We start from the raw sequence: 16148 nt of genomic DNA, 5'->3' as shown, positions 1-16148 counted from the left end.
TTAATACATGAAATATTACATTCTTGTAGGTGAAGCTTCGGGTGATTTGCACGGAGCTAATTTGATGAAGGCCTTGTTAAAGGAAGATCCGAAAGCAGATATTCGTTTTTGGGGAGGTGACCTAATGCAAGAAGTTGGCGGTACACTTGTTAAGCATTATAAAGAACGTGCTTTTATGGGTTTTGTTGAGGTATTGATGAATTTACGAAAGATTTTAGGAATGATTTCTTTTTGTAAAAAAGATATTGCTCAGTTCAATCCAGATGTAATAATTTTTATTGATAACTCAGGTTTTAACCTTCGCATAGCTAAGTGGGCAAAAAAGCAAGGTTTTAGAACTAACTATTATATTTCACCTCAAGTTTGGGCAAGTAGAGCAGGGAGAGTAAAAGATATTAAACGAGACATCGATCAAATGTTTGTAATTCTCCCGTTTGAAAAAGAGTTTTACAAAAAGTATGATTATAATGTTCGTTTTGTGGGGCATCCTTTAATTGATGGAATTGCAGGAAGAGAGCAAGTCTCTATAGAAAAGTTTAGAAAAGAACATGATTTAGGACATAAAGAGGTTATAGCATTATTACCCGGAAGTAGGAAGCAAGAAATAACAAAAATGTTATCGATAATGCTTTCCTTAGTGAAGGATTTTCCTAAATATCAATTTGTAGTGGCTGGTGCACCGAGTCAATCGTATGAGTTTTATAAAGAAATCATTGGAGATACGAATGTAAAATTCATCAATAATAAAACCTATGATTTATTAAGCATTTCACATGCAGCTTTAGTGGCTTCAGGAACAGCCACTTTAGAAACAGCTTTGTTCAAAGTTCCTCAAGTAGTGTGTTATAAAGGAAGTAATATATCATATCAAATAGCTAAAAGAATTATTACTTTAAGATACATATCATTAGTGAATTTAATAATGGATAGAGAAGTGGTAAAAGAATTGATACAAAATGATTTTACCCAAGAAAACTTGAAGCACGAATTAACACGTATTTTAGAATCAGAACATCGTCAGCAATTGTTTTTGTCATACTTTGATTTGGAACAAAAGTTAGGAGGGAAAGGAGCTTCTGAAAAAACAGCAAAGTTGATTGTTGCTGAATTAAAAAAATAAAAAAAGCATGATAAAAAGAATCTTCTTCATATGTGCAATATCATTTTTAATGATTTCTTGTGGATCATCTAAAAACGTTAGTACTACTTATCAAAAAAGAGTTCCACCGGTAACTCCTAAAGAAGTAGAAGTTGTTAGTACTAAAACAAATGGAACATTAACAGAAAAAGAGGAAGTAACTGTTGCAGATAAGATTGTATGGACTGCCGTTACTTACAAAGGTGTTCCGTATCGTTTTGGAGGGATGACGAAAAGAGGAATGGACTGTTCAGGATTAATTTTCACGTCGTTTAAACAACGAAATGTACCCATTGCACGAACATCACATCAAATGTATGTACAGGGAGAGAATATTTCGTTACGAGAAGTTCAAAGAGGAGACTTACTATTTTTTAAAACTTCAAGAAAAAGAGGTAGGGTAAATCACGTTGGGTTAGTAACGTCGGTAGATAATGGAGATATTCGTTTTATTCATTCTACTACATCGCAAGGTGTTATTGTTACTTCACTACATGAAAATTATTGGAAACGAGCTTTTATTAAAGCAAAGCGAGTGTTGTAGATAAAATAATTGTAAGTTTTTTATAGTTATATTAATAATATCTTAAAATCTATAACTTAACCTTATTTGTAATGAAAAAAGTCACTGAAAATGAAATATTGAATCAATATTCTATTTAAGGAAAATAAAAAAGGCTGTTTTTCAAAACAGCCTTTTTTATTGAAAGTAATTATTGTTATTAACAATCGCTACTTCTAAGAACCATGTGTAGTGTAGTTTCTTTTACAACATTATAATCGCTTAAAGTTCTCCCATCCTCAAGTTGTTTTCCTGCGTAAATAATTCTCATACATTCAGGAGGCACACCACTTTTATCTTGAAGTTTCAATTTAACATTCTCAATAGTATCACTAGATTCAACTTCTATAGTGTATGTTTTACCTGTTAAAGTTTTGACGAAAATTTGCATCGAGAAAGCATTAAAAGAAATGGCTAAAAAAAGTAGTGTGGTAAATAGTTTTTTCATTACAGTTTTTATTTAAAATTATGGACTAATATATAGTTTATTTTAGAGAGTAGTAAATAAAAATAATCAGGTTTTATACAATCTATCTTGCATGAAGTTATTAAGAGATAATAAAAAAAACAATCTCATTTGAGATTGCTTTTTTAATACTATTTAGTTGAATAATTAATTCAACATTTGCCACAATTTATCTTTTAATTCCATTAAGCCTTGTTGAGCTACAGAAGAAATAAATAAGGCTTCAATACCTTCTGGTAAATCTTGTTTGATTTCTTCTTTAAGTTCATCATCTAACATATCCGATTTTGAAATGGCTAACAAACGATCTTTATCCAATAATTCAGGATTGTGTTTACGAAGTTCATTTAGCAAGATTTCATATTCCTTTTTTATATCCTCGCTATCCGCAGGAATTAAAAAGAGTAGGGTAGAGTTACGTTCTATATGACGTAAAAAGTGATGCCCTAAACCTTTTCCTTCAGCAGCCCCTTCAATAATTCCAGGAATATCAGCCATTACAAAACTTTGATGATTACGATATTCTACAATCCCTAAGTTAGGTTTTAGGGTAGTAAAAGCGTAATCAGCAATTTTAGGTTTTGCAGCTGTAATTACTGATAATAAAGTAGATTTTCCAGCATTAGGGAAACCAACTAAACCAACATCTGCTAAAACTTTTAATTCAATACGGTACCAACCTTCCTGTCCATCAATACCTGGTTGTGCATAACGAGGAGTTTGATTGGTAGGAGATTTAAAATGCCAGTTACCACGACCACCTTTACCACCTTCTAATAAGATGATTTCTTGTTCGTCTTCAATAACTTCATATAAAATTTCGTCAGTATCAGCATCACGGATAATAGTTCCCAATGGAACAGGAATGATAACATCAGCACCATCATGTCCAGTACTTCTACTGCTACTTCCATCACCTCCGTGTTCAGCTCTAAAATGACGTTTAAATTTTAAATGGAAAAGTGTCCACATATTTTTATCGCCACGCAATATAATGTGACCACCTCGACCACCGTCACCACCATCAGGTCCACCTTTCGCAATGTATTTTTCGCGATGTAAGTGTGCAGATCCACGACCACCTTTACCTGATGATGCGTAGATTTTAATATAGTCGACAAAATTTCCTTCAGTCATTGTTTGTTATTTATTTGTTGAATCGTTAAAAAGCGATAATTGTTATTGCTTTAACAATTAAACAAGTGTTTGTTATAGTGTATCAAATACGTCTGATAAACGTTGTGTAATTTCTTCAATAGAACCAACTCCGTTTACTCCGTAGTAGTTGTTTTGCGTTTGGTAATAGTCTTTTAAAACAGCTGTTTTAGTGTTGTATTCATTAAAACGATTACGGATTTTACTTTCATCCATATCATCAGAACGACCACTAGTTTTCCCTCTTTCTAAGATACGTTCAACTAATAAGTCTTCTGGCACTTCTAGAGCAACCATTCCGTTAATGCGTTCACCTTTTTCAGCTAAAAAAGTATCTAAAGCTTTAGCTTGTGATTCTGTACGAGGAAAACCATCAAAAATAAAACCTGCTGAATCAGCATTTTTGTTAACCTCTTCTTTTAACATATTAATGGTAACTTCATCAGGAACTAAATCTCCGGCATCAATATATGTTTTTGCTAATAATCCTAATTCAGTTTTATTTTTAATATTAAATCGGAATACATCTCCTGTTGAAATGTGTACTAAATTGTATTTTTCTTTTAAAACTTCTGCTTGAGTACCTTTTCCTGCACCTGGAGGGCCGAATAATACGATGTTTTTCATTTTTGGTGGTGTTGTTAATTGATAAATAGCAGGCAAATTTCTACCATAGCCTTTGTAATCTAATCCGTAACCTACGATAAATTTATCTTCAATACCTTTTCCGATATAATCTATATGTAGCTCTTTACGGTAAACATCAGGTTTGTAAAAAAGTGTTACTATTTTTAGTTCTTTTAAATTTTTCGTTTTAAAGATTTCATAAATCTCTTGAAGAGTTGTACCAGTATCAATAATATCTTCTAAAATAATAACGGTACGACCAGATAAATCTTCATTAAGACCAATTAAGCTCTTTACATTTTCTGTTGAAGAAGTGCCTTGATAAGAAGACAATTTAACAAAACTAATTTCACAGTTTCCTTTATATTCACGTAAAAAATCGGCAGTAAAAACAAAGCACCCGTTTAAAATTCCTATGAAAATAGGAACTTCATCAGAAGGTAAATCTTTTCTTACTTGCTCAGCTAATGAGTTAACAATTTTAGATATTTCATCACCTGAAATAAATTCTTTAAAGTATAAATCGTGGAGTTTTGTAATTTTCATCAGAATGCAAAGATAGTTGCTTGATATTAAATGAAAAAACCGTTTTGAATAAACTTCAAAACGGTTTTATGTATGTTTTTATTTGAGTTACTTATTTTCTTCTTTTTTAGAAACGTCAAACATAATTGGCGTTGCAACAAATAAAGAAGAGTAAGTACCTACTACCACACCTATGATTAATGCGAACATAAATCCTTTAATACTGTCCCCTCCAAAGAAGAAGATAGCTAACATTACTAGTAATGTTGTTAAAGAGGTATTGATAGTTCTTCCTAATGTACTGTTTAATGCTTTGTTTACTAAGCTAGCAGTAACTGAGTTCTTACTTTCTGTAAACTCTCTAATTCTATCAAAAATTACCACGGTATCGTTCAATGAGTATCCTACTACTGTTAATATAGCAGCGATAAACGATTGACCAATTTCCATATCAAATGGCATAAATTTGTATAGTAAAGAGAATACACCTAATACAACTAAAACATCATGGAAAACAGCAACTACCGCACCGATAGAGTATGCCATTTTTCTAAAACGTAATAAGATATATAAGAATACTACGATTAACGATCCTAATACCGCCCATAAAGCAGCTTGCTTAATATCATCAGCAATAGTAGGTTCTACTTTCATATAGCTCATAATTCCGTTCCCTGCTTTTTCAAAACCTGGTTTGAAGTTTTCATAAGAAGTATCACCTAGATATGGTTTTAAACCATTGTATAGAGCATTTTGTACTTGCTCGTCTACATCAGTACCTTCTTCATCAATTTTGAAGGCAGTGGTAATTTTTAATTGATGATCAGAACCATAAGTTTTTACTTCTGGAGCTGTACCAAATACATCTTTTAATTGTTCAGCTACTTCGTTACCTTTCATAGCTTCGTCAAAACGAACTACGTAAGAACGACCTCCTTTAAAGTCAACCCCTTGCTTCAACCCTACAGTAAAAATAGAAATTAAACCAACAGTGATAAAGAAACCTGAAATGATATACGCGATTTTACGTTTTTGTAAAAATTCAATAGAAATATTGTTAAACCAGTTTTTAGAGAACCCAGTATTGAAAGTTAAATTAGTTCCTTTTGCAACTGCTCCGTCAATAAATAAACGAGTAATAAAAATAGCTGTAAATAATGAAGTCCCAATACCTAACATTAAAGTGTAAGCAAAACCTTTAATTGGTCCTGTACCAAAAATAAATAAGATAACACCTGTTAAGAACGTAGTAATGTTAGCATCAATAATTGCCGATAAAGCACCTTTAAAACTAAAACCTTCTTCTACTGCTTCTCCTAAATTTTTACCTCCACTTAAAGCTTCTTTAATTCTTTCAAAGATAATTACGTTTGCATCAACCGACATACCAATGGTTAAAATAATACCAGCAATACCAGGCAACGTTAAAACGGCTCCAAAAGAAGCTAACCAACCATAGATGAATAAAATGTTAACTACTAAGGCTATATTTGCATAAATACCAGCTCTTCCGTAGTATAAGAACATCCAAACTAAAACTAAAATAATAGCTAAACCAAAAGACCACATACTTGCATCGATAGATTCTTTACCTAAAGATGGACCAACAACTTGTGCTTGGATAATACGAGCAGGAGCAGGTAACTTACCAGCTTTTAATACCGTTGCAATATCTTGAGCTTCATTTACAGTCATTGTGCCTCCAGAAATTTGAGTACTACCACCTGTAATGGCTCCATTTACTACAGGAGCTGTATAAACATAGTTGTCTAAAACTACAGCAACGAACTTACCAACATTTTCGCTAGTCATTTTTGCCCATTGTTTAGTTCCTGAACCATTCATTAACATAGATACAACAGGCTTACTTAGCTGGTCGTATTCTTGTTTGGCATCAGCAATCACATCACCATCAATAGGTGCTTTGTCTTTTCTGTTAGACTTGATAGCGTATAAACCAATAATCTCAGTTCCATCAGCACCAGCTTGAGACTTGTAGTCCCATAAAAACTTAGTGTACTTTAAGTTGTTAGGTAATAAAGCTCTTACCTCTTTGTTATGTAAGAAACTATTTACTTTTGCTGTATCCTGAACTCTAGCTTGAGCAACTAAAGAACTTACTTGTTGCGGACTTTGAGCTACATTAGGATATAAATAAGTAAATAAATTCTTTTGAGTTTCAACTTTTGTTGAATCAGCAGATTCACCTAATAAATCATCAATATCATTATCTGCTTTAGCAGTATCTTTAACTTGTTCAGTAGCAGAATCATCTTTTAACATTTCAGCAACTTTAGCGTTAGCTGTAAAGAAAAAGTTTTGAACATCTGCATTTGTGTGTACTTCCCAGAACTGTAATTCAGCAGTACTCTGTAATAACTTCTCTACACGATCAATATCTTTGGCACCTGGTAATTCTACTTGAATTCTACCAGAGTTTCCAATACGTTGAATGTTTGGTTGTACAACTCCAAATTTGTCAATACGGCTACGTAATACTTCAAAAGCAGTGTTGATAGAAGTGTTGATTTCTTCTTGTAAAGTCGATTTAACCTGCTCGTTTGTTTTGTTGAAGTCTATTTTATCACGTAAAGCTTTTGTTCCAAAAATGCTTGGGTCGCTTAACTTAATGCTACCGTTACTTAATTTTTCGAACTCTTTGTAGAATAAATCTAAGTAATTCTCCTGACTGTCTTTTTGAGCTTCATCAGCATTCGTTAATGCTTGCTTAAAAGTTGTGTTTTGAGAATCGTCAGATAATCCGATTAAGATATCTTTTACTGATACCTGTAAAATTGCATTAATACCCCCTTTTAAATCAAGACCAAGGTTCATCTCCTTGTTTCTGATGTCGTTGTAAGTGTATTGTGTAAACCACAAATCTACTACCTCTTTGTTAGCTACGCTATCTAAGTATTTTCTTTCATATCTAGCCAAAGCTCTACCATTGTTATCACTAACATTAGCCTTAGCATACTGTTTCGCACTATCTTCTACCTTATTGGCAAAGAACGTAAACGATAATTGATAAATACTTACTAAACCAAAAAGTATAGCAAATAATTTAATTAATCCTTTGTTTTGCATTGTAAATAATTTAAATCGACTTCATTTTAAAAACGTGCAAATATAGCGTTTCATTAAAAGAAAAGCCAATTCTTTTACCATATTTATGTCTTTAGATAATAATTAAGGAATATTTGCTAACAAATGTCAGTTTTTGTGGGGATTATATTATGTATATTTACCTGCTTTTTTAGTACAACAAATAACTTAAAATTTTAAACAATTTGCCATGGCGCATTTAACCGATATCGAGATTGCTCAAGCAAAAGAATTACAACATATAAAGCATATAGCTAATAAGTTACAGGTAAGGGAAGATGATTTAGAAATGTATGGAAAATATAAAGCTAAATTACCCTTAAATTTAATAGATGAAAACAAAATAAAAGAAAACAATCTAGTGTTGGTAACAGCATTAACTCCAACACCGGCCGGAGAAGGAAAAACTACTGTTTCTATAGGTCTAACAGAAGGGTTGAATAAAGTAGGTAAACAAGCAACAGTGGTGTTAAGAGAACCTTCATTAGGTCCTGTTTTTGGAATCAAAGGAGGTGCTGCTGGTGGTGGTTACTCACAAGTTGTTCCTATGGAAGACATTAATTTACATTTTACGGGAGATTTTAACGCTATTGAGAAAGCTAATAATTTACTGTCAGCTTTAATAGATAACAATTTACAAAGCAGAACTAACAATTTAAATATCGATCCACGTACCATTTTATGGAAACGTGTAATTGATATGAACGATCGTTCGTTACGTCAAATTACAATTGGTTTAGGAGGAACAGCAAATGGAATACCACGTGAAGATGGATTCAACATTACACCAGCATCAGAAGTAATGGCTATTCTTTGTATGGCCACTTCTTTTAATGATTTAAAAGAACGTTTAGGAAATATTTTTATCGGATTTACTTTTGACAAAAAGCCAGTTTTTGCACGTGATCTAAAAGCGCAAGATGCAATGGCAATTTTGTTGAAAGATGCGGTAAAACCAAATTTAGTACAAACCTTAGAAGAAAATCCAGCGATAATTCATGGAGGACCTTTTGCAAATATTGCACAAGGAACGAATACAATTATTGCTACAAAAATGGGATTGTCTTTATCAAATTATGTAGTAACAGAAGCTGGTTTTGGAGCCGATTTAGGAGCCGAAAAATTCTTGAACATAAAATCACAATATGCAGGATTAAATCCTAAATGTGTGGTACTCGTTGCTACAATTAGAGCTCTACGTCATCATGGAGGTTCTTCAAAAGAGGAATATAATACCCCAAGCTTAGAGCGTGTACAAAACGGATTTAAAAATTTAGAAAAGCATATTGAAAATATTAGAAAATTCAATATTGAGCCTGTAGTAGCAATTAACTCTTTTATATCTGATTCTGATGAAGAAGTACAGTTTGTTATTGACGCTTGCAAGAATTTAGGTGTACAAGCTGTTGTTTCTGAAGGATGGGCAAAAGGAGGAGAAGGAACTAAAAACTTAGCCAAAGCTGTAGTTGATGTAGTTGAAAATAAAGCTACACAATACAAGCCCTTGTATGATTGGAAAAGTCCTGTAAAAGAGAAAATAGAAAAAATAGCTAAAGAAATTTACGGAGCAGATGCTGTAACCTATGATAAAAAGGCTGAGTTAAATTTACGAAGAATTGACCGTTTAGGATTTAATGATTTTGCTGTGTGTATGGCTAAGACACAAAAATCATTTTCCGATAACGATAAATTGATAGGAAGACCAGAAGGATTTACAGTAAATGTTAGAGAAATTGAAATTGCCGCAGGAGCACAATTTATAATTCCAATTTTAGGAAAAATGATGCGCATGCCTGGGTTACCAGCAACACCTGCATCTGAAAATATGACGATTGACAATAACGGAGTAATTTCAGGGTTGTCATAAATAATAGAATTATACTCAGAATTTTTGAGTAGAAAAGAATGTTGTGAATCAATAGATCTTATAGTTTTTACTTTAAAATAAAATTGTTCATCCAATTGATTACAACAGTTTTTAGCGTAAAATATAATCCCGAGTAATGAACTCGGGATTTTTTGTTAAAACTATTAGAAATTAAAACCTATTCGCTGATAAGGTTGTTTAGTTTTATGTCCTTTAGAGTTTCTAAGTCTCCTTCTATAGAATTTAAAACTCCTTTTAAGTCGTAATTTCTGCCATTTATCGTGACAAGTATACCAATCGCATTAACTTTACCTTCTTTGCTAGTTTGATAGATTTGATAAGTAGCATTTTTGTTTTTAAAGGTTAGTGTATTTTTTGTTTTATTGAGCTTAAAATTAGAACCTTCTTCCATCATTTCAATAGGAAATGAAAATTCAACAGTATCATTAGGTTTAATCAAAGCGTAATTAAGTGCTAGACCATTCATGCTAAATAGAACTACTCGCTTTTGGTTTTTAATAAGGTTAAATGATAGTATTTCAGAAAGACCATCATACTCTAAATCTAGTGTTTTAGTAGTTTTTTTGTTCTTTTTATTCCCGTTCCATTCTGTTGTAGTAGTTGCATAAAAAGGAGCAAATCCAGCGTCTTCTTCTATGGTTAGAGTAGGAGAGGGAATGTTGTTAACTACTTTAAAAGTTGAATATTGATGCCAGCAACAACCACTTTTAGTTATAGTGTGGATAGTTTTTGTTTTATCATTCGTTTGAAACATACCACAATATTCTTGTGCTAATTGAGTAAATTTAGGGCTAAATGTTAGTTTGTTGTTAATTTCGAGATATATTCTAAAAGATGGTCCATGATAACAGCTGAACTGTCCATCCATGATAGCTAAGTCTTTAATGCCATCAAAATTAAAATCTTTATAGATTAAAATGCTCTGTTTTCCGTAAGGAAGGTTTAATATATTTGTTTTAACATGCTCATTTTTTTCTAATTCAAAAGTTAATTCATCGGAATGAATCTCTATTACTTTTGTTTTAGAATCAAAGACAGTAATAGTTCCTTTTTTAAAAACGTCTTTTTCATAGCCTTTTTCTATAGTTAATAGACCTCTATATTTTTCTGAAAAGCCCTTGATTTCGTATTTGGTCTGACTGAATACATTTAAGAATGTTAAAACAAGTAGAAGTGATAAATTTCTTTTCATATTTTTTTGTATTAAATATTCGTTTAAGTAACGAGTATTATATGTATAACGAATTTATTTAGAATAAGATTAATAATCAAACAAAAAAAGCAACCTTATTAAGGTTGCTTTTTTATGAGTTATAAAAATTGTAGGTGTAGGCAGCTTAACTTACACCACGTTGTTTGTTAATTTCGTCTTGTAACTGTCTACGTAGTTTTTGCTCTTTCTCAATAGATTTTCTCTTGTACTGCTCAAACTCTTCTTCGGTTTCAGTTAACAAACTTTTTGTTTCTTTAGTAACCACATTGCTGTTTTTAAACCTGTAGATAAAGAAAGCTAACCCAGCAAGTAAAACAAAAATAATACCCCATACTATAGAGTTGTAGGTAGATTTGTTTAAAGGAATCCCGATAAAAGCAATAGCATCTTCCTTATCAATAGAAGTAGCTAAATCCTTGTTTAGTGTATCTATCTTAGTTTGTAATTCAGTAATACTTTTTTGCTGCTCATCTATTTTTACCTGTTTAGCAGCAGCATCTGTTTTAATAACTTTTATACTATCTAAAATACTATTCTGTAGCCTTATGTATTCGTTCTTTTTTACAACCTTGTAAATTTGATAGTTGTTTGATTTTTTATAAAGCTCTTTAAATTGGTTTTCAACTGTATTAGGTTGATCAGGAGAACTGGTTTGAGCAATAATACTTTGAGTAAAGATAAAGATGAATACTATTTTAAAAAATTTCATAGGATTGATATTTTAGTTCAATTGATGAATATGGGTGGTTTAAAAAAACCCAAACGTTAAGGTTTGGGTTTTTAGTATAAGCAAGGTTATGAAACTTATTTTACTTTTTCTACAATGGCCTTAAAAGCTTCTGGGTTGTTCATAGCTAAATCAGCTAAAACCTTACGGTTTAACTCAATATTATTAGCTTTTACTTTCCCCATAAACTGTGAGTAAGACATTCCGTACTGACGAGCTCCAGCGTTAATACGTTGAATCCATAATGAACGGAAGTTTCTCTTGTTGTTTTTACGGTCACGGTATGCATATAACATTCCTTTTTCAACCGCATTCTTTGCTACTGTGTAAACGTTTTTACGACGCCCAAAGTAACCTTTTGCTTGCTTCAAGATTTTTTTTCTTCTATTTCTTGAAGCTACTGAATTTACTGATCTTGGCATAATTCAAATGTGTTTTTGTAGTAGGCGACTTACTTAAAAGTTCTTTAATGAGCCTAACTCCATGGTTAATAATTAAATTCCCTGTGCTAACAATTATTTTAAAACTAATTGTTGCTTAATGTTTGCTTCATCAGACTTATGTACTAATGTAGCATGTGTTAATGCAAGCTTACGTTTTTTAGACTTCTTTGTTAAAATGTGGCTTTTAAACGCGTGCTTTCTTTTGATTTTTCCAGTACCAGTTAACTTGAAACGTTTCTTAGCACTAGATTTTGTTTTAATTTTAGGCATCTTTGTTTTTTAGTTTTATCTTGCTTATATTATTGTTGTATATATTATTTGCTCTTTTTTGGAGCAATAAACATAATCATACGTTTTCCTTCTAGCTTCGGCATTTGTTCTACCTTACCGTATTCTTCTAATTCTTGAGCTAATTTTAATAGTAAAATTTGTCCTTGTTCTTTAAATACAATCGAACGCCCTTTGAAGAATACAAAAGCTTTTAATTTAGCTCCATCTTGTAAGAACTTAATTGCATGCTTCTTTTTGAATTCGTAATCATGTTCGTCAGTTTGAGGTCCGAAACGAATTTCCTTAACGGTAACTTTAGTAGCTTTAGCTTTTAAAGCTTTTTCACGTTTCTTTTGCTCATATAAGAACTTTTTGTAATCAATAACTTTACAAACAGGAGGAACAGCTTTAGGTGAAATTTCAACTAAATCTAATTCTAACTCTCGTGCAATCTCTTTAGCTTTAGCTAATGGATATACACCAACTTCCACGTTATCGCCTACAAGACGAACTTCATCAACATGTCTAATTTTTTCATTAATTCTATGTTGATCTTCTTTAATTACTCTCGCGGGTCTTCTACCGCCTTTTCTTCTAATTGCTATGACTTATAAATTTTAAATTACTATCTATTTTTTTTAACTTCCAAAAGGAACTAATGTTTTACTAACTTCTTTCTGTATTAGAGAAATGAACTCTTCTATAGTAAATGTTCCTAAATCACCTTCACCATGTTTTCTTACAGATACTGTGCCATCTTTTTCTTCTTGTTCACCAACAATAACCATAAAAGGTATTTTGCTAACTTCTGCATCACGTATCTTTCTTCCTGTCTTCTCGTTACGGTTATCAACGAGGGCGCGAATTTCGGAATTTTCTAACAAAGTTAAAACTTTTTCGGTATATTTTTGATATTTCTCACTGATTGGCAGTACAATAACTTGTTCAGGAGTTAGCCAAAGAGGGAAATTACCTCCTGTATGCTCTAGCAGAACCGCAATGAAACGCTCCATAGAGCCAAACGGTGCACGGTGAATCATTACTGGGCGGTGTAATTGGTTATCGGCACCTTTATAATGTAAATCAAAACGTTCTGGTAAGTTATAATCTACTTGAATAGTTCCTAATTGCCAACTTCTACCTAAAGCATCCTTTACCATGAAGTCTAACTTCGGACCATAGAAGGCAGCTTCACCTTCTTCAACAACATAATCTAAACCTTTATCTTCCGCTGCATTAATAATTGCTTGTTCAGCTTTTTCCCAGTTTTCAACTGAACCAATATATTTATCAAGGTTCTCCATGTCTCTAATAGATACCTGAGCAGTAAAATCTTCAAAACCTAAAGACCCAAATACATATAGTACTAAGTCAATTACATTTTTAAACTCTTCATCTAATTGTTCAGGTGTACAGAAAATGTGTGCATCATCTTGAGTAAAACCACGAACACGAGTTAAACCATGTAATTCACCACTCTGTTCATATCTATATACGGTACCAAATTCAGCAAAACGTTTAGGTAAATCTTTATATGAATATGGTTTGTGATTATATACTTCACAATGATGCGGACAGTTCATAGGTTTCAATAAAAACTCCTCGTCTTCTTTTGGGGTAGTAATAGGTTGAAAACTATCTTCACCATATTTTGCATAGTGCCCAGAAGTTACATATAGTTCTTTCTGCCCAATATGTGGAGTCATTACCATTTCGTATCCTGCTTTCTTTTGAGCAGCTTTTAAGAAATCTTCTAAACGACCACGTAAAGCAGCACCTTTTGGTAACCATAAAGGTAAACCTTGTCCCACTTTTTGAGAAAAAGTAAAAAGCTCTAACTCTTTACCAAGCTTTCTATGATCACGTTTTTTAGCTTCTTCAAGTAATTCTAAATATTCTTTTAACTCTTTTTGTTTAGGAAAAGAAATTCCATACACACGAGTTAACTGGTTATTCTTTTCATCACCACGCCAATAAGCACCAGCAACATTCATGATTTTTACAGCTTTGATAATTCCAGTATTTGGAATATGACCTCCACGACATAAATCGGTAAAATCACTATGGTCACAAAAAGTGATGTCACCATCTTCTAAACCTTCAATAAGTTCTACCTTATATTGGTTGTCTTGTGCTTGGTAATATGCTAAAGCATCAGCTTTGGAAATAGAACGCATTTTAAACTCTGCTTTTTCGCGAGCACGTTCTAAGAATTTCTTTTCTATTTTATCAAAATCTTTTTCAGAAATAGTTTCATCTCCAAAATCAACGTCATAATAAAAACCATTTTCAATAGCAGGTCCAATAGTTAATTTTGCATTAGGATAAAAATCTTGAATAGCTTGTGCTAATACGTGAGCAGATGAATGCCAAAAAGCCTTTTTACCAGCTACATCATTAAATGTATATAAAACCAACGAGCCGTCTGAGGTTAAAGGAGTAGAAGTTTCAACAGTTGTTCCATTAAAACTAGCAGAAATAACATTTCTAGCTAAACCTTCACTAATACTTTTAGCAACATCCATTGGAGTGCTATTCATTTCAAATTCTTTGACGCTCCCGTCGGGTAATGTAATCTTAATCATTATATATATGTTTTGTATAATTTCCTTACAAGTGGAAATTTTGAATCGCAAAGATATTGTAAAAGGCAATTACCTACAATATATATATAATGTATTTCGAATATGGTTTTATTAGTTGAGCGTTTCGCTTTACAATTTAGTTATTGCTAGGTAATAACATTGTAAAGAGTCGGGCTTTCCGCTGTATCTTTTGCTTTAAATGCTGTGCATTGAACGAAACAAACAAATAAATAAAGTAATAACGATTGAGTTAATTCCTAACGCGATTTGCTACCATATATATAGTATGTACAAACCCCTTCAGTGTTAAGGGAAGTAGTTAAAAGGTGTGTTTAGAGTAAAAGGGTAGGTATTGTTTTGATTGGTTAGAAAAAACTTTACGGTATAAAGAGGTATAAGACAAAGAGTTAAAAAAAGGTTTAGAAAAAAGGCAAAAAAAGTCATTGTTGTAAAGAAAAAGGTATCTATATTTGCACCCGCAAACGGAGAAGCGGTAAGCTAAGAAGTTAGTAAGAGTTCATTAAAATAGGGTTTAAGATATTTAAAGAAAAGGTTAAAAAATAGTTTAAATTTTTCTTGTTTAATAAGAAATAAAGTGAGTATCTTTGCAGTCCGATTTTTAGGGAAACAGTTCATTAAAATAGTGTAGCGAAACAAACGAAAAAAAACTTTAAAAAAAGTTTTGTCAGATTAAAAAGAGTTTGTAGTTTTGCATCCGCTTTGAGAAAGCGACACGATCACAGAAATTTTGGAAGACGGTAAGGTCACTAGTTCGAGTCTAGTATTTCTACAAAAGGTTGGATTGAAAAGATGAGTTAACGCTTATTGTTAGAGATTCACCAAGTTCATTGAAAATATTGAAATTGACAGCGTAAAACAAAGAGTAGAATAACCATAACTTCTACGAAGTTAAAAATTCTTTTGGAACTTAACATTTATAATATTAAAGATTATACAATGAAGAGTTTGATCCTGGCTCAGGATGAACGCTAGCGGCAGGCTTAACACATGCAAGTCGAGGGGTAACAGGGAAAAGCTTGCTTTTTTGCTGACGACCGGCGAACGGGTGCGTAACGCGTATAGAATCTGCCTTGTACAGGAGGATAGCCTTTAGAAATGAAGATTAATACTCCATAATGTTGAGAAATGGCATCATTTTTTAATTAAAGATTTATCGGTACAAGATGACTATGCGTCCTATTAGCTAGATGGTAAGGTAACGGCTTACCATGGCAACGATAGGTAGGGGGTCTGAGAGGATTATCCCCCACACTGGTACTGAGACACGGACCAGACTCCTACGGGAGGCAGCAGTGAGGAATATTGGTCAATGGAGGCAACTCTGAACCAGCCATGCCGCGTGCAGGAAGACTGCCCTATGGGTTGTAAACTGCTTTTATACAGGAAGAAACTTAGTTACGTGTAACTAACTGACGGTACTGTA

At 32.5% G+C, this 16148-nt stretch carries 13 protein-coding genes and 1 rRNA gene (1 of these 14 running past the window's edge); 4 read left to right on the top strand and 10 right to left on the bottom strand.

From position 1 onward, the window contains the following. The first annotated feature begins 7 nt into the window (after positions 1-7). Both lpxB and ACKTTR_RS12875 read left to right on the top strand, forming a co-directional pair. The gene (gene lpxB, locus ACKTTR_RS12880) at positions 8-1120 is read left to right on the top strand and encodes a lipid-A-disaccharide synthase (RefSeq protein ID WP_408028225.1); all 1113 of its coding nucleotides are present in this window, start codon (positions 8-10) and stop codon (positions 1118-1120) included. 7 nt (positions 1121-1127) lie between these two features. Continuing rightward, a complete protein-coding gene (locus ACKTTR_RS12875) occupies positions 1128-1682 on the top strand; it encodes a C40 family peptidase (RefSeq protein WP_408028224.1) in 555 nt (184 codons plus the stop codon). A gap of 178 nt (positions 1683-1860) precedes the next feature. Here the strand turns inward: ACKTTR_RS12875 and ACKTTR_RS12870 are convergent, their stop codons facing one another. From ACKTTR_RS12870 to secDF, 4 genes are all read right to left on the bottom strand, one after another. Continuing rightward, entirely contained in the window at positions 1861-2148 is a 288-nt protein-coding gene (locus tag ACKTTR_RS12870; RefSeq protein WP_408028223.1) for a ubiquitin-like protein, read from the bottom strand. A gap of 165 nt (positions 2149-2313) precedes the next feature. Next, complete coding sequence (gene obgE / locus ACKTTR_RS12865) at positions 2314-3303, bottom strand: GTPase ObgE (protein WP_408028222.1); 990 nt, start codon at positions 3301-3303, stop codon at positions 2314-2316. Between the two features lie 72 nt (positions 3304-3375). After that, entirely contained in the window at positions 3376-4494 is a 1119-nt protein-coding gene (locus ACKTTR_RS12860; RefSeq protein WP_408028221.1) for an adenylate kinase, read from the bottom strand. Between the two features lie 87 nt (positions 4495-4581). Continuing rightward, positions 4582-7560, bottom strand: a complete 2979-nt coding sequence (gene secDF, locus ACKTTR_RS12855; RefSeq protein ID WP_408028220.1) for a protein translocase subunit SecDF — start codon at positions 7558-7560, stop codon at positions 4582-4584. Between the two features lie 208 nt (positions 7561-7768). Here secDF and ACKTTR_RS12850 point away from each other — a divergent pair, with 208 nt between their 5' ends. After that, positions 7769-9445: a formate--tetrahydrofolate ligase gene (locus ACKTTR_RS12850; RefSeq protein WP_408028219.1), complete on the top strand. Its 1677-nt coding sequence runs from the start codon at positions 7769-7771 to the stop codon at positions 9443-9445. A 178-nt stretch (positions 9446-9623) separates the two neighbouring features. Here the strand turns inward: ACKTTR_RS12850 and ACKTTR_RS12845 are convergent, their stop codons facing one another. From ACKTTR_RS12845 to thrS, 6 genes are all read right to left on the bottom strand, one after another. Then, positions 9624-10658, bottom strand: coding sequence for an XAC2610-related protein (locus ACKTTR_RS12845; RefSeq protein WP_408028218.1), 1035 nt, complete (start codon positions 10656-10658; stop codon positions 9624-9626). Positions 10659-10803: 145 nt separating this feature from the next. Further along, positions 10804-11388: a tRNA (guanine-N1)-methyltransferase gene (locus ACKTTR_RS12840; protein WP_408028217.1), complete on the bottom strand. Its 585-nt coding sequence runs from the start codon at positions 11386-11388 to the stop codon at positions 10804-10806. Between the two features lie 95 nt (positions 11389-11483). After that, the gene (gene rplT / locus ACKTTR_RS12835) at positions 11484-11828 is read right to left on the bottom strand and encodes a 50S ribosomal protein L20 (RefSeq protein ID WP_099215432.1); all 345 of its coding nucleotides are present in this window, start codon (positions 11826-11828) and stop codon (positions 11484-11486) included. Positions 11829-11921: 93 nt separating this feature from the next. Next, positions 11922-12119 carry a 50S ribosomal protein L35 gene (gene rpmI / locus ACKTTR_RS12830; RefSeq protein WP_047790515.1) on the bottom strand — a complete coding sequence of 66 codons (198 nt, stop codon included), beginning with the start codon at positions 12117-12119 and terminating at the stop codon, positions 11922-11924. 44 nt (positions 12120-12163) lie between these two features. Next, positions 12164-12682, bottom strand: a complete 519-nt coding sequence (gene infC / locus ACKTTR_RS12825; RefSeq protein ID WP_262706669.1) for a translation initiation factor IF-3 — start codon at positions 12680-12682, stop codon at positions 12164-12166. A gap of 75 nt (positions 12683-12757) precedes the next feature. Further along, entirely contained in the window at positions 12758-14704 is a 1947-nt protein-coding gene (gene thrS, locus ACKTTR_RS12820; protein ID WP_408028216.1) for a threonine--tRNA ligase, read from the bottom strand. Positions 14705-15658: 954 nt separating this feature from the next. Between thrS and ACKTTR_RS12815 the strand changes: the two genes are divergently transcribed. Beyond that, positions 15659-16148 (top strand): 16S ribosomal RNA (locus ACKTTR_RS12815); it runs 1034 nt beyond the window's last position.

Source organism: Tenacibaculum litoreum (genome assembly GCF_964513915.1).
In the GTDB taxonomy this organism is placed as follows: domain Bacteria; phylum Bacteroidota; class Bacteroidia; order Flavobacteriales; family Flavobacteriaceae; genus Polaribacter; species Polaribacter litoreum.
This window is presented reverse-complemented; position numbering and strand designations above follow the sequence as displayed.

Excerpts from the sequence above, each read along its gene's own strand:
- lpxB (WP_408028225.1), top strand. The coding sequence starts at position 8 with ATGAAATATTACATTCTTGTAGGTGAAGCTTCGGGTGATTTGCACGGA.
- ACKTTR_RS12875 (WP_408028224.1), top strand. The coding sequence starts at position 1,128 with ATGATAAAAAGAATCTTCTTCATATGTGCAATATCATTTTTAATGATT.
- ACKTTR_RS12870 (WP_408028223.1), bottom strand. The coding sequence starts at position 2,148 with ATGAAAAAACTATTTACCACACTACTTTTTTTAGCCATTTCTTTTAAT.
- obgE (WP_408028222.1), bottom strand. The coding sequence starts at position 3,303 with ATGACTGAAGGAAATTTTGTCGACTATATTAAAATCTACGCATCATCA.
- ACKTTR_RS12860 (WP_408028221.1), bottom strand. The coding sequence starts at position 4,494 with ATGAAAATTACAAAACTCCACGATTTATACTTTAAAGAATTTATTTCA.
- secDF (WP_408028220.1), bottom strand. The coding sequence starts at position 7,560 with ATGCAAAACAAAGGATTAATTAAATTATTTGCTATACTTTTTGGTTTA.
- ACKTTR_RS12850 (WP_408028219.1), top strand. The coding sequence starts at position 7,769 with ATGGCGCATTTAACCGATATCGAGATTGCTCAAGCAAAAGAATTACAA.
- ACKTTR_RS12845 (WP_408028218.1), bottom strand. The coding sequence starts at position 10,658 with ATGAAAAGAAATTTATCACTTCTACTTGTTTTAACATTCTTAAATGTA.
- ACKTTR_RS12840 (WP_408028217.1), bottom strand. The coding sequence starts at position 11,388 with ATGAAATTTTTTAAAATAGTATTCATCTTTATCTTTACTCAAAGTATT.
- rplT (WP_099215432.1), bottom strand. The coding sequence starts at position 11,828 with ATGCCAAGATCAGTAAATTCAGTAGCTTCAAGAAATAGAAGAAAAAAA.
- rpmI (WP_047790515.1), bottom strand. The coding sequence starts at position 12,119 with ATGCCTAAAATTAAAACAAAATCTAGTGCTAAGAAACGTTTCAAGTTA.
- thrS (WP_408028216.1), bottom strand. The coding sequence starts at position 14,704 with ATGATTAAGATTACATTACCCGACGGGAGCGTCAAAGAATTTGAAATG.